The organism is Lederbergia citrisecunda, from assembly GCF_018343695.1.
GTDB classification, from domain to species: domain Bacteria; phylum Bacillota; class Bacilli; order Bacillales; family Bacillaceae_C; genus Lederbergia; species Lederbergia citrisecunda.
This window is the reverse complement of sequence record NZ_JAGYPJ010000001.1, coordinates 1,212,390-1,236,639: the sequence shown is the minus strand read 5'-3', so window position 1 is coordinate 1,236,639 and position 24,250 is coordinate 1,212,390. Positions and strand designations below refer to the sequence as shown.

The following is a 24,250-nucleotide window of genomic DNA, read 5'->3' as shown; positions in this document are numbered from 1 at the left end:
TTTATGAACGGAATCCATCTTCATCCTCATGACATTATTGACGAGGGTACTGATAAAATTTTTACCTTATTAAATGTGATGGGAGATATTCAATATATTTTTCCTCAAGTGAATACGATTTTTGAACGAAATCCATACCCAAAAGGAATACTACCGCATAATCCGGTTCATGAATTTGTACAAGGTGAAGGAACATGGCATGTGCCGCTTGATGTAAAAGCTGTATTCGAAAAATTGTATCAAAAAGTGGATGAATCTGTTCAAAAAGGTGAAGACTCCATACAGTTGCTAAAGGAAGGCTCATCTACTACTTCATTCACCATCATTCCATGGCTAAATTTACTTAATGGAGATTTTCAAGGAAATGTCCAAAGTAATAGAGTAGTGGATTTTCGTGGAAACGATGTAGAGTATTGGTTATGTCCAAATGGACCGGATGTAGTTCCTATGTGGTCAAATTTAATTATCGCCTTAACGAAAAAGTATGGGTATAAGACTTATTTGATTGATCGAATACGATTTCCGGATTGGGCTGGTAAACAAGTCAATCCAAAAGGAATATTTAGTTGCTTTTGTCCTCATTGTAAAAAGGGGATGGAATCATTGGAAATTAATGTTCCTAAGCTAATGGATACAATGAATGAAGTTGCACTGCTCTTACAGAAACAAGAATTCAAACCTGCAGTTCATATTTTACTAAATTCTGAACATATAAAACAATGGATTCAGTTTAGACAGGATAGTGTTTCAGTATTTGTTGAAAATCTTTTAAATGAAATACACAAAATTAATCCTGACATCCATTTATGGCTAGATTTGTGGCCGCCTTCTTACGCATGGTTGTTAGGACAGGATTATAGCCGATTAACAAAAGCATCTGATACACTAAAACATTTTCCTTATCATAAACTTGGAGGAGGGGCGGATGTACAAGGATTCATTGAATACTTTGCTGATACGCCAGCTAAACAAGAAGAAGCGTTTCAAGCTTTCCTTTCATATTTTAATTTACAATACAATATATCTTATAAAGCTTTTAAAGAAAACGGTTATCTCATCTCCTTCGTAAAAAATGAAAATGATAAGGTTCGGGAACTTTCGGAGCCAAATACGCATATATTTAGTGGCATCCAAATGTGGAATATTGAAGAAGACCACTTAATAGAAGCACTAGAAGCAGCAGAAGAAAGTGAAGCGGATGGTGTGTTATATTATTGTTACGGATGGGCTGATGAAAAATTATTTCATACTGTTGGGAAATGGTATAAAAGCAAATTGACTTGAAGTTTTTTCAGGAGGAGTTAGAATGAAGCGGCTTAAATACTGTTTACCTATATGCCTTATCATCTTTTTAACTGCTTGTTCACCTATTAACTCTCAGAAGAGTAGCGGTAATCCTTCTTTGCCATATAACCCAAATGAAAATATCGATTATTCAACTAGTGAAATAAAATCGATTTACTTTGCTGGTGGTTGCTTTTGGGGAGTAGAAGCTTATTTTGCACGAATATTAGGGGTTAAAAATACGACGTCTGGTTATGCGAACGGTAAAGGAACAGATCCAACATATGAAGATGTCATCCAAGGAGAGCGTGGGTTCGCTGAAACTGTTCATGTTGAGTACGACCCTAAAAGAGTTACATTAACCGAACTTCTAACGTATTTTTTCAAAGTAGTAGATCCAACAAGTATTAACCAGCAAGGGAACGACAAAGGAATCCAGTATCGATCTGGCATTTATTTTGATGATGAAAGTGAAGAAGCTATAATTAAGGCTTTTATCAAGGAAGAGCAAGAAAAGTACTATGAAAAAATCGTTACAGAAGTATTGCCATTGGGCAACTTTTTCCTAGCTGAAGAATATCATCAAGATTACTTAGAAAAAAATCCAAATGGCTATTGTCATATTGATTTAAATATTTTGAATGAAGATAATGATGACACTGAAAGTTATAAAAGACCAAGTGATGAAGAACTTAAGAAAAACTTAACCCCTGAACAATATCAAGTTGCTTTATTAGATGATACAGAACCTGCCTATTCCAATGAATATTGGGATTTCTATGAACCGGGCATTTACGTTGATATCGTAACAGGAGAACCCCTTTTTTCAAGCCGTGATAAATATGACTCCGACTGTGGCTGGCCAAGCTTCACGAAACCTATTTCACGCAAAGTCGTAAAGTACGAAGAAGATACAAGTTTCAATATGAATCGGACAGAAATTCGCAGTAGAGTCGGAGATATTCATCTTGGCCATGTTTTTGATGACGGTCCGGAGGAAGAAGGAGGGCTTAGATACTGCGTCAATAGTGCTTCACTTCGATTTATTCCGTTGAAAGATATGGAAAAAGAGGGTTATGGGGATTTAATAGGCGAAGTTGAATAATAAGAATCTACTTTTTCACCCACTTATTTGCAGTGGGTGACTTTTTTTTCTTTTTCTGCTATGCAAACCGTTTATTTGATTAAAACATAAGAATACATCATAGAAAATAGAGCAATATGTCATAGCAAAGGAATAATAACTCGATCCTCTTTTTAATAAAGCAAACCTTCTAAAAACCAATTCATTGAAATTGAAGTTACAAAATCACGTATGAATCCATCTATTCCAACTTGTTACAGGATGATCTTCTAGATTATTATTCTATATTTCGGTATAAGATGGATTCGTCAGAGGATGAATGCATCAAGATAAACTTTTACATTGGCTACCTGCCATGTCTTTTTTTGTGTAAAATGTCTATTTAATACTTTTTTGCTCAAAGTATAACAAATTAATGATAAAATAATCGTTATGATACTTTAATATTAAATAGGGGGACATTGATATTGGATACGAAATTTAATAGACCGAAAGGGTTTGGAGAGATTTTAGATCTGACATTTAGATTAAGCAAAAATAAATTTTCTGATTTTTTGCTTATTAATCTTATTTTTATGGGACCCATTTACCTATTGCAAACGTTGATCCAGCTTATTTCAGGAGTAAGTTTTTTTAGGGAGCTTGGATCAGGTGAAGTGTGGTATGAACAAATTATTTCAGGGTTTGAAGAAACGGGGAATGCTAGTTTAGGAGCCGATCTTGGTATTATTGCTGTTTCATTTTTTAGTATATTTTTATTTCCAGTTGCTTCAGCAGCTATTCTTATAGCGATCAATCATATGCGAAAAAATGAAGAATATTCAGTAGGCTCAGTTATAAAAGAGGCATTTTCTAGGTATGGTCCAATCCTACTTAGCACCATTGTTTTTGTACTTATTTTAATAGGTCTTATTGTAGTTCCAATCTTTATTGTTGTGCTTGTCGGGGTTATTGGATCTATCGCAAATCCTGTTGCTGGTATTTTATTTGCTATTTTATTATTTTTAGGATTTGCAGTTGGAATCGGCCTATTATTGACTCGTTGGGGTTTTTATTTTGGTTCGGTTGTCTTAGATGGTGAATACCTCGGAATATCAAGAAGCTGGAAGCTAACACAAAAGAGAACATGGGCGTTGTTCGGTTTATATATCGTATTTACCTTGATTGTTTCTAGTATTAGTTATGCTGTGGAATTATCATTTGGACTCTTTTTAGGAAATAGTGTATTACTATCTATCATTTCAAGTGTTGTCAGTTTATTTACAACGATGATTTTTTCTGTTGGATATGCTGTTATGTATCTTGATGCGAAAACAAGACATGATGCAGATGATTTAAAAGAAATGATTCAAGACTATAATGTGGTGCAATCGTGAATCGATTGTTGTTAGGTGATATCGATGAAGAACGTGAATAAGGCAAAAGATGAGATTCGTGACATTTTAAACAACAAAGAATATCAAGTATATGCCAACGATTCAAAAAGTATTTTTACAATATGGTGGGAACGAGCAAAAGAATGGATCGCCAATCAATTAGAAAAATTGTTCCCTTCCTTGGAATCGGCCAGTCATGCAGCAGCTGGGCCGCTTCTAATTGCAATTATCGTTATCATTGTTGCTATGGTGTTCATTTTGGCCTTTCTACTCGTTCGGAGGCAGGTGCGCCAACGAAAATATAAAGATCATAAACCTTTCCAATCTTTGAAAGAAATGGAATGGACCTTTCAAAGCCATGTAGAAGAGTCAGAGAGACAAGAATCATTAGGAGAATTAACTTTAGCGACACGGCATCTCTTCCTTTCCTTACTTTTATATTTTCACGAAAAAGAATGGCTTATTGCAAGAATTTGGAAAACGAATTGGGAATATTATGATGAACTTCGAAAGGTGAATAAAGAATGGGCAGAGCGTTTTTATAATTTAGCTCTTTTATTTGACGAGATCACATATGGAGATAAGACTGTCAATAAAGACGAATATATACAATATAAATCGCAAGTAATGGAATGGATTGACGAAGATATAAATGATGGACAGGAGGCGCCGAAGACGAATGCTTCAACAAAGAAATAAAAAAACGTGGATTTGGCTTATCCTCCTCCTCATCATTTTTATATTTGCAAGCTTTATCATGTTTTCACAAAAACCAAAGAGTTATCCCAATTACGTGTCTGACTCTCCCTCACCTACAGGAGTAAAGGCTTTATATACGTATTTACATCAACATTATGAAACGGTTAATAGATGGACTCATGCTCCGACCTTATTAAATAAAGGAGCGGGAAACCAACTCCTTATTATAGTAGAACCATTTTTTATGCCGACCACCGAGGAAATAGATGAATATAAGGAATTTATGAATACTGGAAATTCGATTCTTTTATTCAGTAAAAATCCAGAAGGTTATTTTGATTTGAAATCCGAAAGGTTGGAAGAGAACCTTTCAGATAAAAACATCAAAATTAAAGATCAAAACGGAACTACATATAAAGGAAAAATAAGCTCGTCAATACGACTGCAAACAAATAAACAAGATACGGTCTTATTGCATGATAAAGAAGGGGTCATTGCTTTTAAGCGGGCGTTTGGAGATGGCCATTTAATTATTTCCATTACACCAGAGTGGCTGACAAACGGCCAAGTATTATCAAATGATAATGTCCCTCTCTTCCTATCACTAATAAATGAAGAAAAGGGAGATTCTATTCTTTTTGATGAATACCTTCATAAGGGAGAAAATGCTTCTTCGATATGGACAGTCTATCCAAATTGGTTTTTAATCTTAATGCTTCAAATCCTCGTATTAAGTGTTTTATGGCTGTGGGCAAAAGGGAAGAGATTTGGCCCGATATTAGTTCCTAGAGAAGAAACGGTCCGCTTTAGTGATGAGGGAATTAAAGCATTAGCTGCTTGGTATTCAAGAGGGCAACGATACCACGAATCTTTATTAATACAAGCTGATTATATAAAACAATTATTGCAGGAACGTTATCATATTCCCTCTACGCTAGAGTGGTTTGAACTTGAAGATTTGTTTCAACGCAAAAGACTCAATATAACAGATATTCAAAATTTGAAAGATATTGGTTCGATTTTACAAAAAGATAGATTAACGAAACAGGAATATATACTGTGGTCGAAAAGATTAGATCGATTAAGAGAAGAGGTTGTTAGGCGATGAAAACGGAATTACAAACCTTAATTGGAAAGTTTGAAGAAAGAATTATAGGACAAAGCTTAAATATTAAACTACTTTTGTCCGCCATTTTAGCGGGTGGACATGTCCTTTTAGAAGGAGTTCCAGGGACGGGAAAAACACAAATGGTAAGAACCCTAGCCGGACTTCTAGGGGGGAGTTTTAATCGAATTCAATTTACGCCTGATTTATTGCCTAGTGATATTACTGGAAGCACAATTTACAATATGAAAGACAGCACATTTGAAACGATTAAAGGACCTGTGTTCACAAATATTCTACTTGCCGATGAGATTAATCGTACACCAGCTAAAACACAAGCCGCTCTATTAGAAGCAATGGAAGAAAAGCAAGTGACGATTCAAGGGGAAACATATTCATTATCAGACGTATTTTTCGTTGTAGCGACCCAAAATCCGATTGAGTTTGAAGGGACATACCCGTTGCCTGAAGCACAGCAAGATCGTTTTCTCTTTAAGCTCTACATAGATTTTCCTAGTTTTGAAGATGAAAAAAATGTATTACATCAAGTCATTGAAAATAAAAGCAACTCAGTTCCATTATCTCCTGTCATTAATATGGACGAGTTTTTAGCGATAAAAGAAGAAATTTCAAGTGTGAACATTGGGGAAAATGTTATCGATTATATCATGAAAATTATAAGAAAAACGCGAGAGACAGATACGATTCGCTTTGGCGCCAGTACAAGGGCAGCAATTTCGATCGGAAAAGCTGCTCAATCATGGGCTTATTTATCTGGGAGAGACTATGTAACTCCAGATGACGTAAAATTGGTCTCCAAACCATCTTTACGACACCGTATTCAATTATCTCCTCATATAGAATTGGAGGGAGCGTCTGTTGACCAAATCATTGAAGAACTTGTGGGCTCGGTTCCTGTTCCAAGGTAGAGGGATATTACCATCTAAACGTTTACTTATCGGATTTTTCATCATATCATTAGTTCTCTTTGTCAATAGTTTCGCTAAGCTTTCAATATGGCCGTTTATTGTTGTGAATCTTTTTGTGTTTTTAGCAAGTTTAGTCGATTTATTTTTTTCTCCTAAGAGAAAGGAGCTTCACTTTAAAAGGATTATTCCGGATGAATTGGAAAGGGATTTAAACTATAAAGTTCAAATCGTAGTTACAAATCGTTCGAAGTATTCTTTTTCGTATTCTTTAATTGATGGGATTCCGCAAAGTTTTCAAAGGAAATTTCCGTTAATAGGAAGTGTTGATAAAGGAAAAACTATAGTCATAGAGTATGAAACGACAGCTCCTGTACGAGGGGAATATGAATTAACAAAACTATATTTTCGGTTTTCCAGTCTGTTAGGTTTATGGGAAAAACAAATGACTGTAGATTTAGAGGATACTGTTAAAGTAATACCTGACTTAACTGAGACAAAACATTTTTTAGAAAATGCTCAAAAATATTTGCTGTTCGAAGGAAATAAAATTAGGAAGCATCAAACAGGCATTGGCGATTTTGCTCAAATTCGTAACTATGTCGTAGGGGATGACCCTCGCAAGATCAATTGGCGACAAACGGCAAAGCTGCGACAAGTAATGACGAATGAATATGAACCTGAACATGGGAAATCTATAACGATATTAATTGACTGTGGAAGGATGATGGGGGCAGAATTAGCAAAAGGGAATCGACTGGAAAAAGCATTAGAGGCTGCACATTTAGTCGCGGCAGCTGCACTTCAAAATGGAGATTATGTTTCGGTTTTGGCTTTTTCAAAGGATGTTAAAGTATTTGTCCCTGCTGCAAAAGGTATGGCACATTTACAAACAATACTACATTCAATTTATAATGTGACTGTTGATTCTGCAGAGTCTAATTATGCATCTGTTTTTTCTTTTTTAGAAACAATGCAAAAGAAAAGAAGCCTCCTCCTTTTGTTCAGTGATGTGAGAACATTTCTTTACGAAGAACACGCTCTACTTTATTTAAAGCGACTTAGACAAAGGCATTTATTTTTAATGGTTGGAATCGAAGACTCGACTCTTCAAAATAGAGCTAATGAGAAACCAGAGAATGTGCACCAAACGATGATCAAAAGTATTGCACAACAGCAAATACTTTTTAAAAAGAAGGAAAAAATCAAGTGGGAGAGAAATGGCCTCGTTATGATCGAAGCAAAAGAGGAAAGCCTTGCGACCGCGGCCGTTTCTCATTATATCGATATTATGAATCGAAACTTACTGTAAAAGAACTAGTCAAACGTTTAATTGAACACTTAAATTAGAATAACAAAAAAAACGAATCTATTAGCCTTATCGCTAATAGATTCGCGAATTTGTAGATAAAAGTATTATCAGAATCACAACTCATTAGAAAGGGAGCGCTTCGACAGTATTTTTCCTATCAGCATATATAGAATTAACCCAAAAACAGTTATAAGTGCTACAAAATATTTCGCTTCCAACGATATGGCTGCAGGAGTAATAAAGCCTTCAATAATTCCAGCGATAATAAATAAGGGGATTGTTCCAAGCATTAACTGAACAGAACGTTTAGCTTGTTGCCTTAAATGGAAGCCCCTCGAAAAATAACCCGGAACTAGAAGTTTATATCCCATCAAAAGACCAGCGCCTCCTGCAATAAAAATAGCTGTAAGTTCAACCATTCCATGAGGAACGATATATGCCCAGAAATCATATGTTTTTCCGTAGTTCCAAAATAGTGCAGCGAGCGCTCCGATCATAATTCCGTTATAAATTAATACATATACAGTCAATAAACCAAATGTCACGCCACCAGCAAAAGCTAAAATAGCTACTTGAATATTATTCGTCATAATACTTGCAGACATTAAAGCGGAATCGACTGCGCCATCTTGGCTACCTAGTAGTGTAGGATCAACATTTTGAGCAATTTCTGCTGGAAGGATTGTATACATATTAAGCGGGTCGTTTAAAACAGAAAAAAAACTCCCTAATGCACCAAGGACAAAAAGCAACATTGCGGTCGCTACAGCTTTCCATTGTCCTAATAAAAGACCAATAAACGTTGTACTAAAAAAATGACGTATTTGTTTAAAACTAGATATTTGGTCTTTATATAAAAGATTATGTGACTTTGAAACGAGTCCATTTAAATAAATCGTCACTTCTTCTTTAGGAAAATACGTTTGACAATACGATAGATTTTGTGCAGCTTTTTGATAAAGTCTGTTAAATTGTTCGATTTCTACAGCTGTATATGTATTTTTACGTTTTTGTAAAACACCAATAAGATGTTCAAGCTGTTTCCATTCATCGCGATGTTGTTTAATAAATTGTTTAATATTCATCATAGCACCTACACTATCAATAATGTAAATCAATATCTATTCTTCTTATTATAGTAATTTCATTATAAAATAGAAACAGCTTATCATGAAATAACAAAGAAACGAGGTTTTTCTGTTGAATGAAGACCGTATAGATATAAAAACACCCGAATATGTATCTCTTCAATTTCAAGTTGCAGGACTTGGAAGTAGGACTGCAGCCTTTATCATTGATCAACTCATATTAATGGCTTTTAATATTGCCGTTATTGTCATCTTTATTGTCATTGCTAATGGTCAACCGGACTTATTATTTTTTCTTGATATGAATTCATATCTTTTGGCAATAGGAATTATAGCTATTTTTCTTATTAATTGGGGCTATTTTTTTGTTTTTGAATACTTTTCCGGAGGGAGAACAATAGGAAAACGCCTGATGGGAATAAGAGTGATTCAAGAAAATGGGCATAGCATCACATTATTATCAAGTTTTATTCGCAACCTATTACGAATTATTGATTCATTACCGACCAGTTATTTCCTTGGGATCATGATGATTTTCTTTCATTCGAAGCATAAGCGTATAGGTGACCTAGTTGCAGGTACAATCGTTATCCACGAAAGGAAAACAAAACGAAAAAGAAAGCTATCTCCGATTGAAAAGGAAATTCAGACGAGAGGATTATCAATTAATGATCTTATGATCGAAGAGTGGTCATTAAAATCTATGAATATGAAAGATTGGAAATTAGTCCAAACATATAGCAATCGTTTTTTACAATTGCCTCAAAAAGAAAGAGAAGCGATGACGAAACAAATTGCTGAAATATTATTCCCAAAACTAGGATTAGATCTAGATGATGGAGATTTAGAGAATAAGCTTCTCATCATTTATTTAATATTAAAGGAAGAATGGGAGTATGAACTTTGAGGAACAGAATTGCATTGAAGATTCGTACATCCTTATTTTTCCTAACTGCAATGTTATTAACTGGTTGTTCCACTAAAGTAATACATGAACCTGAAAAAATTAAAGAAGAAAGCGCCAAACAAGAACTTAACGTCATTGATTATTTTCTTCCTTTACAAAATTCAGAGATTCGAACGGAAACACCTACACATGTGGTTTTACATTTTATAAGTAATGTTGGAAATAATGCGCAAGACCCTTATAATCTCCAAGATGTATATTCTATATTTCTAGAATATGGTGTCTCATCACATTACGTAATAGGTAGGTCAGGTGAGATCTACCAACTAGTTCCTGAAGAAAGGGTTGCATACCATGCAGGACTAGGTGTTTTACCCTATTTCACCAAATATCGAAATAATATGAATCAATATTCGATTGGTATTGAAATGTTAGCAATCGGTACAAAGGAAGAAATGGCTTCAATGATGAAGGAAGATTTATATGATTCTATTAATCCTTCACTTATTGGGTATACAGATGCCCAATATAAATCATTAAACTCATTATTGGATGACATAACAGATCGAAACCCTTCAATACAGAGAAATCGGAAGTATATTGTAGGCCATGATGAGTATGCACCAGGGAGAAAAACGGATCCGGGTTCTTTATTTGATTGGTCAAAAATAGGATTCTAGCTGCTTATGTCAGAGCCTTTTCACTCGAAGAAATGGTTCGGTGATTTTATATTGATAATTTTTTATATATCATAGGTTCCTTTATTTGTAGCAGTTACGACAGCTTTGAGTGCTTATTTCATATGGTGACTGTATGAGTGAGCATAAAGTGTAAAACATAGAATCAAAAGAGATATAAAGACATGATGGAGTCGAGTGTAAATGAAAAAGAATGAAATTATTTCTACAACTGAAAAATTTGTTTATGAACAGTTACACGATGATGCCAGTGGCCACGACTGGTGGCATATTCATAGAGTGACGAATATCGCCAAAAATATAGCAGCAAAAGAAAAAGCGGATATATTTCTTTGCGAAATGGCTGCATTGCTACATGATATTGCCGATGAAAAATTAAATATATCTGAAGAAGAAGGTATTAACAAAGTTAGAGACTTTTTATTATCAATCAATGTCGATGAAGAATATATTTCAAAAATCATGGAAATTATTACAACCATGTCTTTCAAAGGTGGAGGCCAACCACCAATGAAAACGCTAGAGGGAATGATTGTTCAGGATGCCGATCGTCTTGATGCAATGGGAGCCATTGGAATTGCAAGAACCTTTGCGTATTCAGGCTCCAAAAATCAACTTATTTATCATCCTGATATTAAGCCAGTTGAAAAACTGGATCCTGAACAATATAGGAAAAGAAAATCAACAGCTATCAACCATTTTTATGAAAAACTTTTCAAACTTAAGGATTTAATGAATACGGAAATGGGTAAAAAAATGGCTGAAAGTAGACATCAATATATGAAAGATTATATAGAAACATTTTTCAATGAATGGGAATTGGAATAAATGATCAACTCAATATTTGGTAGTTGTTATACGATTGTTTTTCCTATATTATAGATTAGGTTAATGTTTATCTATACTTGGAATTAGTCGATACTTATTTACATGATAAGATGAATAATATAAAATATTTGCTTTGGATACATTCCTTTTAAATCGTTATTATATGTATGTATAATTTTCCCGAGTCATCAAGATTTGAAACTCAGGTAATTATTAGAAATGAGGAAACATAATGAAACCATCAATATATACTTTGACAATGGAACAACTTACCGAATGGTTATTGGAAAATGGCCAGAAAAAATATCGCGCTCAGCAAATTTGGGATTGGCTATACAAAAAACGTGTAAGCCAATTTTCTGATATGAAGAATATTAATAAAGATTGTTTAGAATTATTGGAAGAACATTTCGACATTGTTCTATTAAAGGAATCGATTAAACAAGAATCAGCGGATGGAACAATCAAATTTCTATTTGAATTACCAGATGGAAATTTAATTGAAACGGTCTTAATGAGTTTTTCATATGGATTATCCGTTTGTGTGACGACTCAAGTGGGCTGTAATATCGGATGTAGTTTTTGTGCTAGTGGTATATTGAGAAAAAGCCGTGATTTAAATAGTGGTGAAATTGTTGGACAAATTATGAAGGTACAACAATTCCTAGATACAAGAGGAAAAGATGAAAGAGTTAGCCATATTGTTGTCATGGGAATCGGAGAACCATTTGATAACTATACGAATTTAATGAATTTCCTCCGTGTCGTTAATGATCCGAAAGGACTTGCGATTGGAGCAAGACATATTACAGTTTCAACAAGTGGACTAGCGCAAAAAATTCGTGAATTTGCAGACGAGGATTTACAAGTTAATCTTGCTCTATCTTTACATGCACCAAATGATGAATTAAGAACGCAAATCATGAAAATCAATAAAGCATTCCCAATAGAGAAATTAATGGCAGCTCTTGACTATTATTTAGAAAAAAATAACCGTAGGGTGACTATTGAGTATATATTATTGAAGGATGTTAACGATCATGAGAAGGAAGCATTGGAGCTTGCAAAACTACTTCATAACAAACGCCATCTCACATATGTGAATTTGATTCCATACAATCCAGTCAATGAACATATTCAGTATGAGCGCAGTGAAAAGAAATCCATCCTTGCTTTTTACGACACATTAAAGAAAAAAGGCATACAATGCGGTATTCGCCACGAACAAGGTACGGATATTGACGCTGCATGTGGACAACTAAGAAGTAAACAAATAAAGAAAACAAAGGCATTGTAAAACGTATCTATTCTATAGATGCGTTTTTTTTTATTATAAGGAGGGGGAGGATTAAGGATGATTGAAGCTGTGTTTTTCGATTTGTATGAAACATTAATAACAGAGTGGGAGAATGGAAAAAAGAAAGCTGAATTTCATCCTGCAAATATTCTTGGAATCGATCAAGCAATATTTAAAAGTGAATGGAGTAAAAGAAAAGAACTACGAATGGATGGATCCTTTCCAGATGCAAAAAGTTGTTTAGTCGATATGTTTCAAGCATTGGATAAACCTATAAATATGGATGATATTCATACAGTAATTGAAAATAGAATCAACGCAAAAACGATTCCATTTCAATCAATTGACAAGGAAATCATTAGGACAATCATGCAAATAAAAGAAATGGGGATCAAAGTAGGATTAATTAGTAATTGTGCACCTGAAGAAGTTAAAGCATGGGAGCATTCACCACTAGCTATCTTATTCGATACGGTTATTTTTTCGTACGAAGTAAAATGCGCAAAACCTCGCAAAAAGATTTACAATACAGCTTGTGCAAATCTAAATGTATTACCTGAACATTCACTATTCATTGGCGATGGGGGATCTAACGAACTGTATGGAGCAAGAGAAGCAGGCTTAATCGCTTATCATGCAGTATGGTTCCAACCATTATTTATAAGTGAAAAAATAGCAGGTTTTCCAAAATTGAAAAAACCTTCTGAAATCTTAAGCCTACTAAAAGCAAATGTATAAGAGCCTCATAAGATATCACGAGGTGATCTTATGGCCAAATGGATTAGTGTTTCTACATCTAAGCATCAACTAGCACTTCATGATGGAAATAGAATTATTAAAGTGTATCCGATTGCAGTAGGGAAAATGTTAACCCCAACACCTTCAGGGACGTATACAATTGTTAATAAACAACCCCATCCAGGTGGTCCGTTTGGAGTATTATGGATGGGGCTTTCAAGACCTCATTATGGAATTCATGGGACAAAGAATCCCGCCTCGATTGGAAAAAATGTTTCCCATGGGTGTATTAGAATGTATAACCACGATGTCTTAGACTTATCGTCACGCGTTCCAATAGGGACAAAGGTAGTTATCCATCGATAATAATATTTTAAGCTTGAGAAGTAAGCGGATGTTTAATTTGTAAAGGAAAACGATGTTGACTTGTAGATTTTACAAATAAAACATCAGACCCACTATACTTTTTCCGCTCTACTTGTATATTTGGATAGTCTGGTGTGTAATGAAAAACTATTTTTCTTATAGAATCATCCGTTATTTTTCGTAATACTTGTTGAATATTAAATTCATTTTTACTGACAATGTCAAAAATATGTAGGTGATCGTGTTCTTTCTTAAAGAGCACGATCACATTTTCTTTTTCTAAAAAGTAGATATCATCAGGGAAAACATTCAGGCAATAAAACATAAAAATCCCTATCGCATTGTCTGTACTAAACTTTTGAGAAAGTGGAATTCTTTCAAATGCGAACTGTTGTATGAAGTGCAAGTCGTTTACATTTTTCACATCTAGTTTAGGTACGCTAACGGAGGGAGTCTCATTCGATCGAAACTCCATTGAATACTCATATTCCTCTACAGCTTCAAAACCAAACTTCGGGTAAAAGTCTATAACTGATTGATTGGCGAACAAATAGATAAAATCACTCTTTTTTTCATATTCTTGCAGTACCTTATGCATTAAAGCAGCTGAAAGTCCTTTGTTTCGATAATCTGGATGAGTCATTACAGTTCCAATTTGTACAGCCTTTCTCGTTTCGCCGTCAATCATTAGATGAAGTATATTGACTGAAACATTTGCAATGACCTGATCGCCATTAGCGTAAGAAAAAGGAATGTAATGACTGCCCCAAAAACCTTTTTGATACCATTCTTCAAAATCGATTCCAAATATATTATTCGCAAGAGCATTGAAGCTTTTTCTTAAACCTTCGTCACCTTTATAATCTTTAATAAATCGTAATTTCCCCATGTAATTACCCCAAATCCTGTCCAGTAATAAGGATATAACCTATTAAAAATACATTTAAAATAATGATTACAGCGGTACAGATCCATGCTAACACTTTTGTACCTGTTTTATTGGCAAAGACGCCCATTTTCTTTTTACTATTTGTAAATAAAATAAGCGGAACAACAGCAAATGGAAGCTGTAAACTAAGAATAACTTGACTCCAAAGCAAGAGATCTGCTGTTCCTCTTGAACCTGCCATCCATGTGACGATAAATGCTGGCACAACCGCAAGCATACGAGTAATAATTCGTCTTAGCCATGGAGATATTCTTAAATGTAAGAATCCTTCCATTACGATTTGCCCAGATAACGTTCCTGTAATAGTAGAATTTTGTCCTGAGGCTAATAATGCGACTGCAAATAACGTACTTGCAATCCCAACTCCTACAGTTGGACTCAGTAATTTATACGCTTCTTCAATTTCAGACACTTGTATTCCTTTTCCATGGAAGGCTGCTGCACCTAATATCAAGATGGCAGAATTGATGAAAAAAGCTATAGTTAATGAAAAGGTAGAATCAATGACTGAAAATTTCACCGCTTCTTTTCTGCCTTTTTCTGTTCTTTTATATTGGCGTGTTTGAACGATAGAAGAATGCAAATAAAGATTATGCGGCATAACCGTTGCACCAAGAATTCCTAATGAAATAAACAGCATTTGAGGATTCGTTACGATTTCCATTTTAGGAATATATCCATTTAATAAGGCACCGACTTCTGGTTTGGATACGATGACCTCAAAAATAAAAACGGCAAATATCGTAACCATCAATACAATAACGATGGATTCAATAATACGAAATCCTTTTTTCTGTAATAGTAAAAGTAATAATACATCAATGGTCGTGATCAAAATTCCTACTAATAAAGGAATTCCAAAAAGCAAATTCAACGCAATCGCTGAGCCAATAACTTCGGCAAGATCGGTTGCAATAATTGCGAGTTCTGCCATGATCCATAGAAAAATTGCTGTTTTTTTACCTGTTGCATCACGCGTAGCTTGCGCAAGATCTCTACCTGTCACAATCCCGAGCTTAGCGGATAATGTTTGTAATAAAATCGCCATTAGACTAGAAATTAAAATAATGGAAAGTAAAGTATAACCAAAACGAGCTCCACCTGCGATAGACGTTGCCCAATTTCCAGGATCCACATATCCAACAGCCACGAGAGATCCTGGTCCAGCAAAGGCAAATAATTTTCTCCAAAAGCCGGCATGTTCTGGAATTCGAACCGAATTATTTACCTCCTCTAAACTAATGTTAGAACTACTCTTTAACCACCCTTGTTTGTGATCTAAAACGTTACCTCTATCTCTCATCTTGCTCACCCCTTAAACTTTAGCTGTCATCTAAATAAGTTTACCTAATGCAAATTTTTGTGTAAAAAAATTAAAACGAATGCTTTGTTTTTATAATAAATCCAAATTAATTAAATAGGCAAGAAAAAAATCTTAATTTTTTTTAAGAAATTATTGATAATGTATGTGAATCACATTGTATGATATTCTATAATCGACGAGAGGCGACTATAGGTGAGAAAAAAATGTTAACGAGAAAAGCCCAAAAAATTGATAAAGAAAATGCAATATCGGAGCTTTTTCCTTTGACCATTGGAAATCATAAGCAATGGATATATATTAGAGGAGAGAACGAGAAGAAGCCAGTATTATTAATGATACATGGTGGTCCAGGTGCCGCTCAAATTGGCTTTATTCGCAAATTTCAACAGGAATTTGAGAAGTATTTTGTTGTCGTGAATTGGGATCAACGAGGATCTGGGCTATCATATAACAAAAAAATTCCTCCCGAAACGATGACAATCGCTCGATTTGTTGATGATGCAATTGAGTTAACGAATTATCTTCGTAAACGATTTAAACAAGAAAAAATTTACTTAATCGGACATTCTTGGGGTACCATTATTGGATTATTGGCTGTTAATAAAGAACCGTTCCTTTTTTATCGATATTTTGGTGTTGCTCAACTCATCGATTATATAGAAGGTGAGCAACTTTCATATAAATATGTTTTGGAAAATGCAAAGCAAGAAAATAACAAAAAAGCGATTAAGAAATTATCAGAGATTGGAATGCCTCCATGGAGTAAGTTAAAACATGACAAGGTTCACCAAAAGTATTTAGAAGTCTTTCGTGGTGGCATCTCGCATGATGGAAAACTTATTACTAAAATGTTTAAAGAGATGTTAATTAGTGTTGAGTACTCTTTCGCGGATATGATCAATCATTTAAAGGGGCAATTTTTTAGTTTGAAAATGCTTCAAGATGAAATGAAAACGGTCAATTTGAGCAATGTTGTGCATGATGTGAAGATACCAATATATTTTTGTATGGGAAGACATGACTTAACCATTCCATTTGAACCTACACTTACATTTTTTAACGATGTCGTTGCTACCGAAAAACATTGGATTTGGTTTGAGCAATCAGCCCATTCCCCAATGTTTGAAGAAGAAGAAAAGTTTCTAGAATTAATATTGAATGAAACACAAAAAGACCGATGTTAACCCAATTGAGTAAACATCGGTCCTTTTTTAAATCTCAATTTTAGAGAAAGGCTGTAACAGCCTTACGCCTCTGCGATTTTTCGGAAAAATTTTCATATCTAATAATAAATGGCTGGCATAGCTTACGACACATACGAGTAAAATTCCATTCATTTGAAAATCTTTCTCTAAGTAGTACCCGATTAAAGAAAAATAGAACAAGCCAATTAAAGAGTGAGTTAGAGAACGGTGGGGGAGTAAAGCTGCAACACATATGTATACTCCAAGCATCATTAACCAAGTGCTTTGTTGGGATACTCCTATCAATAAGGATGCAGCACCCGTTAATAATAACATGTACTTTTGCTTAATTAAAAATGGTGGAAAGATCAATAAGGCAAGTCCTAAACCAAAACCTAGCCATCGGTCGAAGTCTTTATACAACGTGTAGCTATTCACAATGATTAGTAAACCTAATAACGCCAACAGTGTGATAATCCAATTTTTATTAAGTGAAATTTTATTTGAAAGTGTACCCTTTACGTCCAAATCAGGAATTAATCCAATACAAGCTCCTAATAATGTATAAGAAATAGCGGTAGGCAGTTCCACTCCTACATAACTTGATACGCCAATTCCAGCAATTCCTCCTACGATAAAATGTGTTTTCCCGTCCATCAAAAGCATCCTTTCATAGATAATAACTAGATTAGTATCTTAACATGATTAGATGAGTATTGAAATGAAAAAAGGATTAGGCCATCAAGAAAATACGGCACTAATCCTTTCATGAATATTAATTTACCATGATACATATATCCATCCATCTACTTGAAAAATGGAATATTCTTCGTTACTATTATCAACATTTACTTCTTTGCCTGTTTCCAACACAGTATTCATGTTTTCACGAACCTCATCAAGATTTTCAAATCCGCTAAATGCAAGTGACTCTGAAAGTAGATCCGAGTATTCTTTTACTGCTGATTTTGAACCAGCACTCATGAAAAAGATGGGGTTTCCGTCTTTTACAATTGCAACTACGTCACTATAAGGTATCGCATATAATCCTGCATTATATTTACGAGCCAACTTGCTCAAGTCTGAAAATTTATTATCATTCATAATATTGACGAACACTGTATTATCAATCGTAACTTCTTCGGGTAGTGATTCTTCCGTGACAACTGAGGATTCCAAATCATTTTCTTTCGTCACGTCATCGACAAGAACAAGGTTCTTAGTTAATTCACTATTGGATTTTTGAGGGTGTATTAACATATCAGATGTTTTCTGCGGAGTTGTCGATGCATTGCTATGTAGACCTTCATACCCAATGGCTCCAGCAAAAAATAATATAAATGACATGATGATTATTGCATATAATTTTGTTTTCATATTTAACACTCCTCGATTCGTCCTATACTTAATAGACGTTTGTGAATAGAAAAAGTTTCACTTTTTTATCAAAAATATTTCTATTGTTACAATTATATTACAAACACTAGTAAATTCCTATTAGTATGTATATTACCTTTAAAAAACATAATAAAACGGATTTTTCTATTCTATTGATCTAGAAAGATGGTACACTATCCATATTGATAGAATATTTACAATAGAGGCGGGACAATAATGATTAAAGCAGTATTTTTTGATTTAGACGATACCCTGCTATGGGATCAAAAAAGTGTAAAGGAAGCATTTTTGGCAACATGTAAAATTGCCGAGCAACGATACGGAATTGAAGTAGATAGATTAGAAGAGGCTGTTCGTAAAGCGGCTAGCAATTTATACTCAAATTATGAAACATATCCATTTACGCAAATGATTGGAATTAATCCGTTTGAAGGACTTTGGGGAAACTTTTTAGATGATCAACCGGATTTTATCAAAATGAAAGATATCGTTCCAACTTATCGAAAAGATGCCTGGACGGAAGGATTAAAAATAGTAGGCATTGATGATCCTGAATTCGGATTTGAGCTGGCGGAACGTTTTCCATTAGAAAGAAGAAACCTTCCATTTGTGTATGAAGAAACTTTCGATGTATTAAATAAATTAATGGGGAATTATCGCCTTTTACTTTTGACGAATGGTTCACCAGATTTACAAAACACTAAGTTGACAATTACACCTGAGCTTTCTCCTTATTTTGAACAGATTGTGATTTCTGGAGGATTTGGAAAAGGGAAGCCCGATCCTTCTATATTTGAACATGCATTGTCCCTTATGGAATTGAGCAAAGATGAAGTGCTTATGGTTGGAGACAATTTAAACACTGATATTCTTGGCGCTAATCAGACTGGCATTAAATCCGTATGGATTAACCGCCATAAGAAAGAACGAACTAATGTAATACCAACATATGAAATTCAGCATTTAGAGGAACTTTTTCCGATATTGGATGAACTATCCATTAATGTTGGAGTTCGGTAATGGTGGATTAATAAATGAACATTAGAAAATTAAACGTTAATGAACAACCTCCTATCAATCTATTACTATTAGCTGACCCTTCATATGAACTCATCAGTGAATATTTAAGCAGAGGGGAGTGCTTTGTTGCCGAGGTTAATCATAATATAATTGGAGTTTTTGTCCTTTTACCAACAAGACCTAGTACAGTGGAATTAGTAAACGTTGCCGTTGCTGAAGAATTCCACGGGAAAGGAATAGGAAAGCAATTAGTCCTAGACGCCATTCAAAGAGCTAAATTATTTGGATATACAACCATTGAAATTGGGACAGCGAATTCTAGCATTAACCAACTTGCCTTATATCAAAAATGTGGATTTAGAATAACTGGAATAGACAAAGATTTTTTTATAAAGCATTATCATGAAGCAATATATGAAAATGGTATACAAGCTGTAGATATGGTGCGTTTATCTCTAGACTTGTGATCTGTTATTAATTGGATTGTTCGTAAATTATTTGCTATTCATTAGAACATGAGAGGTTTTTTATGAAAACAACGAATAAGCTTTTTCGTATTTATAAGGTACTTTCAATGTTCTTTATTTGTTTTTTCCACATTTGTTTCTATAAAATCCTAAGAAAGTCTGATTCTGATTGGGAGCGGCTATGGGGGAACATAGGAGAGCGTTTTAGAAAAACACTGTTTGAATTGGAAGGTTTACTCATTAAGATTGGTCAGATGCTAAGTATTCGTGGAGATTTACTTCCTCACTCATTTATTAGGCAAATACAAGATCTAACTGATAATGTTCCGCCTTCTGGTTTTCAAGAGATTCAGGAAATTCTAGAAAAAGAGTGGGGAGGAACAATAGATCAAAACTTGCTTACGATAGAAAAAAAAGCTATTGCCTCTGCCTCGATTGGAGAAGTGTATAGAGGAAAACTTAAAAATGGTAAAACCGTCGCAATTAAAGTACAGCGTCCTTATATCGAATCGATTATACGAACAGACTTTCGCACACTTAGATTTATTATATGGTTTGCCGATCACTTTATTCCCATACCAAAGGGCTTCATTAATTTAAAGGTTTTATTTAATGAACTGAAAGAAGTCATTGAAAGAGAACTCGATTTTTTAAAAGAGCAAAAATCACTCCTATCTTTTAAGGAACGCTATAAAGACGTTGAAGGTATAATCATCCCATCCGTGTATACAGAGTTAAGTACGTCAAAAGTTCTTGTGATGGAATGGGTGGAAGGGGTACGTCTTAATAATATAGAAGCGTTGGATCGATTATCGATTAACCGACATGAACTGGCACAAAAACTGATCTCTATTTTTCTACCGCAATGGTTAGAGTCAGGTATGTTTCATGCTGACCCACATCCAGGGAATGTTCTCGTATCAGAAGAAGGAAAAATAATATTACTTGATTTTGGCATGGTGGGGGAAATAACGAAAAAAGATGCTACCCATTTCCAAGGGTTAATTGAAAGTTTATTATCCAAAAATTATACCAAAGCTGTTGAAGGTTTTATTCATTTAGGATTCCTACTTCCAGAAGCAGATACTCGAACGATGGAGAGACTATTGGCTGAACTTATGTCCTTCCAGCCTTCACAATTAAAAGAAATGGATTTAATTGCGTTAAAAATGGAAATGAACGATTTGATTCGAGCACTTCCAATACAAGCTCCTACAAGGTTTGTGTTTCTTGGTAGATCTTTTGTTACGATAGAAGGTTTGGTTCGAGAATTAGTTCCTGAGGAAGAATTAATTGATTTAGTAAAGCCTGTTTTTATGGATTGGTTAGAAAAACACGGAAATAATAAGTGGACATTTGTATGGCACTGGATTCAATCACAACCTTTATTTAGAATTGTCTATTCTGTAAAAGAGTTTCTCACATTGCCTCAACAACTAGAACATATAAAAGAAGTTGAACAAAGAAGACAATTTCAATTTACTATTTATGAAAATTACAAAAAACAACTTTTTCAATTAACCGTTATTGGGGGAATAGGGATTACTGTAGGACTTTATACAACAAAGCCATTTATTTGGGAGCTAGCACTCGGAGTATGTGCGTCCTCAGGTATAGGATATTTTATTATTAGTTACAGACAAAAAAAGTGGATGAAATATATGTCTGATAACAGAAGAGGCTGAAGAAGGAGAGCAGGATCATTCTCTTACTTTAGCCTTTCTTTATTTTTTATTAAGCTGTTTTTAGATTTTCAGTGTATGTTGGACTAGTAAAAAAATCATGAAAGATAAATAAGATACATCAAAGTCCAATGTTCAACTGTTATTCTGACATTTAGAAAATAAAAAAAGTTTATGGACCTCATTTATCCATAAACTTCTTTGGGCGTTAAACTCCCATTTTCCTTCTTGTGTTACTCGTTTTTTTGGTTTGCTGACTTTGTAATTTTTTTGTTTCTGTACTACCTTTTATCCCAGTTTGAGATTTTTGAGCAGCTTTTTTGTCGGCAAGTTTCTTTTGCATCAATTCTTGTAGTGATATTTTTTTTGGACCTTCCGTCATAAAATAAACCTCCAGATTAATTCCTTTAAAAATAGTATAAAAAATGTTTGTATAAATGTATAGTAGTCGGTAATAATTTTGCTGTTAATATTTTTCTTCAGTAGCACATTTTATTTCTCATGACCTTGTTTTTTATTAAGGATAATGTAATAATAAGGAAAATTATTATTTCAAAGACGATGAAGAGAAGAGTAAACTAATGAATTCTTTTACAGAGAGCTTCGGTAGCTGAAAAGAAGCAAAGAAAAGTTGGTTGAAAATGGTCTCTGAGTCGCGTAGCCGAGCTTTCGATGAAAGTAAGGCTATGACGAGATTTGACACTCGTTATAAATGTCAGAGTATAAGAACGTTTCCGTTCCGTACTTATCGAGGCTAATCATGTAAGTGATTAGTGAAAAAAGGTGGTAACACGAGTGTAAACCTCGTCCTTTGACAATTTTGTCTTAGGACGGGGTTTTTTTATTTTATTTAGGAGGAGGAATTATCATGAATATTTTTATAGGTGGAGCATGGCCATATGCAAATGGATCTCTTCATTTAGGTCACATCGCTAGTTTATTATCCGGGGACATTTTGGCACGGTATTATAGGGCGAAAGGGGATAAGGTACTTTATGTTTCTGGTAGCGATTGTAATGGAACACCGATTTCAATAAGAGCAAAACAGGAAGGAGTTAGCTCTCAAGAAGTTGCAGATAAATATCACAAAGAGTTTAGTTATTGTTTTAGCAAGGTAGGGTTCACATATGATTGCTATACACGAACGGATACAGAACATCATCACGAGGTCGTACAAGATCTATTTTTACAGTTATTAAATAATGGCTATATCTATAAAAATGAAGTTAAACAAGCTTTTTGTCATACTTGTAATCAATTTTTGCCAGACCGATTTGTAGAGGGAATATGTCCAAACTGCAGAAAAGATGCTAGAGGCGACCAGTGTGATCACTGTTCAACATTATTGGATCCATTAGACCTATTGGAGAAACGCTGTAAAATATGTGGAGATGCTCCCTCATCAAAAAACACTGAACATTTTTATTTCGAGTTAAGTGCATTTCAAGCTGAATTAGAGGAATATGTTGATCATGCGAATAAACATCATTTATGGCGAGAGAATGCGATTCACTTGACGGAGAGGTATTTAAAGGAAGGGTTGCATGATCGCCCCGTTTCTCGAGATTTACCGATAGGTGTTTCCGTGCCTGTTAAAGGTTATGAAGAGAAGAAAATTTATGTATGGATAGAAGCAGTTTCAGGCTATTTTTCTGCAAGCAAAAAATGGGCGCAGGATTTTGATCAAAGTGATGCAGATTTTTGGAATTCAAATACTAAATCCTATTATATACATGGTAAAGATAACATTCCTTTTCATACTTTAATTTGGCCTTCTATCCTTTTGGGGGCCGGAATCAAAAGTCTGCCTATGCATATTGTTTCAAATGAGTATTTAACAATAGAAAAGAAAAAGCTTTCAACAAGTAAAAATTGGGCGATTTGGGTTCCTAATATGTTGAAAAAATATGAACCAGACTCGATTAGGTATTTTCTAACGATCAATGCACCTGAAAACAGAGATTCCGATTTTTCGTGGAGAGAATTTATCTACAGTCATAATAGTGAGTTATTAGGCGCTTATGGAAATTTTATCAATCGAACTTTAAAGTTTATTGAAAAATCGTATTCGGGTAACTTTCCAACTGGAAACATTGATGAGCAAATAAAGAGGGAGGTACAACAATTATATAATGATGCGGGTAAATTAATTGAAGATACACATTTTAAACAAGCACTGGAATTAATCTTTGAATTTATTAGAAGAGCAAATAAATATTTTGATGAAATGAAGCCTTGGATTCAAATTAAAGATGATCCGAAAAATTGCGATAACACAATGGCAACATGTGTATATATAATCGTAAATTTAGCACAGCTGCTACAGCCGTTTCTACCCTTTTCAAGTGAGGAGATAAAAAAGTTATTAGAACTATCCGACTATAAGTGGGAAGCAATAGAATGTTCCGCTACTTCTTTGAAAACAGTGAGTCCTTTATTTAAAAGGATTGATGTTGAAAATATAGCGGCTGAAGTAGAAAACTTGAATAGAAAATCAGAAGATAATTAAACAAATATA

24 protein-coding genes and 1 other annotated feature are annotated in these 24,250 nt (G+C 34.3%); of the genes, 18 read left to right on the top strand and 6 right to left on the bottom strand.

The genetic code is table 11. The features are described from left to right. Positions 1 to 3: 3 nt before the first annotated feature. The 7 genes from KHA93_RS06235 (at position 4) to KHA93_RS06205 (ending at position 7,786) form a co-directional block, all read left to right on the top strand. Positions 4 to 1,284, top strand: coding sequence for a hypothetical protein (locus tag KHA93_RS06235; RefSeq protein WP_213109945.1), 1,281 nt, complete (start codon positions 4 to 6; stop codon positions 1,282 to 1,284). 22 nt (positions 1,285 to 1,306) lie between these two features. Then, positions 1,307 to 2,389, top strand: a complete 1,083-nt coding sequence (gene msrB, locus KHA93_RS06230; RefSeq protein ID WP_213109944.1) for a peptide-methionine (R)-S-oxide reductase MsrB — start codon at positions 1,307 to 1,309, stop codon at positions 2,387 to 2,389. 446 nt (positions 2,390 to 2,835) lie between these two features. Continuing rightward, complete coding sequence (locus tag KHA93_RS06225) at positions 2,836 to 3,744, top strand: DUF7847 domain-containing protein (RefSeq protein ID WP_213109943.1); 909 nt, start codon at positions 2,836 to 2,838, stop codon at positions 3,742 to 3,744. A gap of 24 nt (positions 3,745 to 3,768) precedes the next feature. Then, a complete protein-coding gene (locus KHA93_RS06220; protein WP_213109942.1) occupies positions 3,769 to 4,443 on the top strand; it encodes a DUF4129 domain-containing protein in 675 nt (224 codons plus the stop codon). Next, entirely contained in the window at positions 4,424 to 5,551 is a 1,128-nt protein-coding gene (locus KHA93_RS06215) for a DUF4350 domain-containing protein (RefSeq protein ID WP_213109941.1), read from the top strand. The genes KHA93_RS06220 and KHA93_RS06215 overlap by 20 nt, the downstream gene beginning before the upstream one ends. Further along, positions 5,548 to 6,477, top strand: coding sequence for an AAA family ATPase (locus tag KHA93_RS06210; RefSeq protein ID WP_213109940.1), 930 nt, complete (start codon positions 5,548 to 5,550; stop codon positions 6,475 to 6,477). Before KHA93_RS06215 ends, KHA93_RS06210 begins: the two co-directional genes overlap by 4 nt. Next, complete coding sequence (locus tag KHA93_RS06205; protein ID WP_233711060.1) at positions 6,440 to 7,786, top strand: DUF58 domain-containing protein; 1,347 nt, start codon at positions 6,440 to 6,442, stop codon at positions 7,784 to 7,786. The genes KHA93_RS06210 and KHA93_RS06205 overlap by 38 nt, the downstream gene beginning before the upstream one ends. Before the next feature lie 113 nt (positions 7,787 to 7,899). Here KHA93_RS06205 and KHA93_RS06200 read toward each other — a convergent pair whose 3' ends face one another. Continuing rightward, the gene (locus KHA93_RS06200; protein WP_213112794.1) at positions 7,900 to 8,871 is read right to left on the bottom strand and encodes a stage II sporulation protein M; all 972 of its coding nucleotides are present in this window, start codon (positions 8,869 to 8,871) and stop codon (positions 7,900 to 7,902) included. Between the two features lie 115 nt (positions 8,872 to 8,986). On the opposite strand from KHA93_RS06200, the gene KHA93_RS06195 reads away from it, so the two are divergent. The 6 genes from KHA93_RS06195 (at position 8,987) to KHA93_RS06170 (ending at position 13,708) form a co-directional block, all read left to right on the top strand. Then, positions 8,987 to 9,781 (top strand): RDD family protein, encoded by a 795-nt coding sequence (locus KHA93_RS06195; RefSeq protein ID WP_213109938.1) that lies wholly within the window; start codon positions 8,987 to 8,989, stop codon positions 9,779 to 9,781. Next, positions 9,778 to 10,461 (top strand): N-acetylmuramoyl-L-alanine amidase, encoded by a 684-nt coding sequence (locus KHA93_RS06190; RefSeq protein ID WP_233711059.1) that lies wholly within the window; start codon positions 9,778 to 9,780, stop codon positions 10,459 to 10,461. The genes KHA93_RS06195 and KHA93_RS06190 overlap by 4 nt, the downstream gene beginning before the upstream one ends. A 201-nt stretch (positions 10,462 to 10,662) precedes the next feature. Further along, positions 10,663 to 11,307: an HD domain-containing protein gene (locus KHA93_RS06185; protein WP_213109937.1), complete on the top strand. Its 645-nt coding sequence runs from the start codon at positions 10,663 to 10,665 to the stop codon at positions 11,305 to 11,307. Positions 11,308 to 11,539: 232 nt separating this feature from the next. After that, positions 11,540 to 12,604 (top strand): dual-specificity RNA methyltransferase RlmN, encoded by a 1,065-nt coding sequence (gene rlmN / locus KHA93_RS06180; protein WP_213109936.1) that lies wholly within the window; start codon positions 11,540 to 11,542, stop codon positions 12,602 to 12,604. Between the two features lie 57 nt (positions 12,605 to 12,661). Then, positions 12,662 to 13,342, top strand: coding sequence for an HAD family hydrolase (locus KHA93_RS06175; protein ID WP_213109935.1), 681 nt, complete (start codon positions 12,662 to 12,664; stop codon positions 13,340 to 13,342). Between the two features lie 30 nt (positions 13,343 to 13,372). Beyond that, positions 13,373 to 13,708: a L,D-transpeptidase gene (locus tag KHA93_RS06170; protein WP_213109934.1), complete on the top strand. Its 336-nt coding sequence runs from the start codon at positions 13,373 to 13,375 to the stop codon at positions 13,706 to 13,708. Between the two features lie 7 nt (positions 13,709 to 13,715). Here KHA93_RS06170 and KHA93_RS06165 read toward each other — a convergent pair whose 3' ends face one another. Both KHA93_RS06165 and KHA93_RS06160 read right to left on the bottom strand, forming a co-directional pair. Beyond that, the gene (locus KHA93_RS06165; protein WP_213109933.1) at positions 13,716 to 14,597 is read right to left on the bottom strand and encodes a GNAT family N-acetyltransferase; all 882 of its coding nucleotides are present in this window, start codon (positions 14,595 to 14,597) and stop codon (positions 13,716 to 13,718) included. 4 nt (positions 14,598 to 14,601) lie between these two features. Beyond that, on the bottom strand, positions 14,602 to 15,960 hold the full coding sequence (locus KHA93_RS06160; RefSeq protein WP_213109932.1) for an Nramp family divalent metal transporter: 1,359 nt from the start codon (positions 15,958 to 15,960) through the stop codon (positions 14,602 to 14,604). Positions 15,961 to 16,184: 224 nt separating this feature from the next. Here KHA93_RS06160 and KHA93_RS06155 point away from each other — a divergent pair, with 224 nt between their 5' ends. Then, a complete protein-coding gene (locus tag KHA93_RS06155) occupies positions 16,185 to 17,165 on the top strand; it encodes an alpha/beta hydrolase (protein WP_213109931.1) in 981 nt (326 codons plus the stop codon). A gap of 27 nt (positions 17,166 to 17,192) precedes the next feature. Here the strand turns inward: KHA93_RS06155 and KHA93_RS06150 are convergent, their stop codons facing one another. Together KHA93_RS06150 and KHA93_RS06145 are read right to left on the bottom strand one after the other, a co-directional pair. After that, positions 17,193 to 17,822, bottom strand: coding sequence for a metal-dependent hydrolase (locus tag KHA93_RS06150; RefSeq protein WP_213109930.1), 630 nt, complete (start codon positions 17,820 to 17,822; stop codon positions 17,193 to 17,195). Positions 17,823 to 17,945: 123 nt separating this feature from the next. Next, the gene (locus KHA93_RS06145) at positions 17,946 to 18,542 is read right to left on the bottom strand and encodes a hypothetical protein (protein ID WP_213109929.1); all 597 of its coding nucleotides are present in this window, start codon (positions 18,540 to 18,542) and stop codon (positions 17,946 to 17,948) included. Positions 18,543 to 18,779: 237 nt separating this feature from the next. Between KHA93_RS06145 and KHA93_RS06140 the strand changes: the two genes are divergently transcribed. The 3 genes from KHA93_RS06140 to KHA93_RS06130 all read left to right on the top strand — a co-directional run bounded on the left by KHA93_RS06140 (position 18,780) and on the right by KHA93_RS06130 (position 21,735). Then, positions 18,780 to 19,583, top strand: coding sequence for an HAD family hydrolase (locus tag KHA93_RS06140; RefSeq protein ID WP_213109928.1), 804 nt, complete (start codon positions 18,780 to 18,782; stop codon positions 19,581 to 19,583). A 14-nt stretch (positions 19,584 to 19,597) separates the two neighbouring features. After that, a complete protein-coding gene (locus KHA93_RS06135; protein WP_213109927.1) occupies positions 19,598 to 20,050 on the top strand; it encodes a GNAT family N-acetyltransferase in 453 nt (150 codons plus the stop codon). Positions 20,051 to 20,112: 62 nt separating this feature from the next. Next, complete coding sequence (locus KHA93_RS06130) at positions 20,113 to 21,735, top strand: ABC1 kinase family protein (RefSeq protein WP_213109926.1); 1,623 nt, start codon at positions 20,113 to 20,115, stop codon at positions 21,733 to 21,735. 205 nt (positions 21,736 to 21,940) lie between these two features. Here KHA93_RS06130 and KHA93_RS06125 read toward each other — a convergent pair whose 3' ends face one another. Next, entirely contained in the window at positions 21,941 to 22,114 is a 174-nt protein-coding gene (locus KHA93_RS06125) for a hypothetical protein (RefSeq protein ID WP_213109925.1), read from the bottom strand. 170 nt (positions 22,115 to 22,284) lie between these two features. Then, positions 22,285 to 22,547: a binding site (T-box leader), on the top strand. Positions 22,548 to 22,600: 53 nt separating this feature from the next. Between KHA93_RS06125 and metG the strand changes: the two genes are divergently transcribed. Then, on the top strand, positions 22,601 to 24,241 hold the full coding sequence (gene metG, locus KHA93_RS06120; RefSeq protein ID WP_213109924.1) for a methionine--tRNA ligase: 1,641 nt from the start codon (positions 22,601 to 22,603) through the stop codon (positions 24,239 to 24,241). The last annotated feature ends 9 nt before the right edge of the window (positions 24,242 to 24,250 follow it).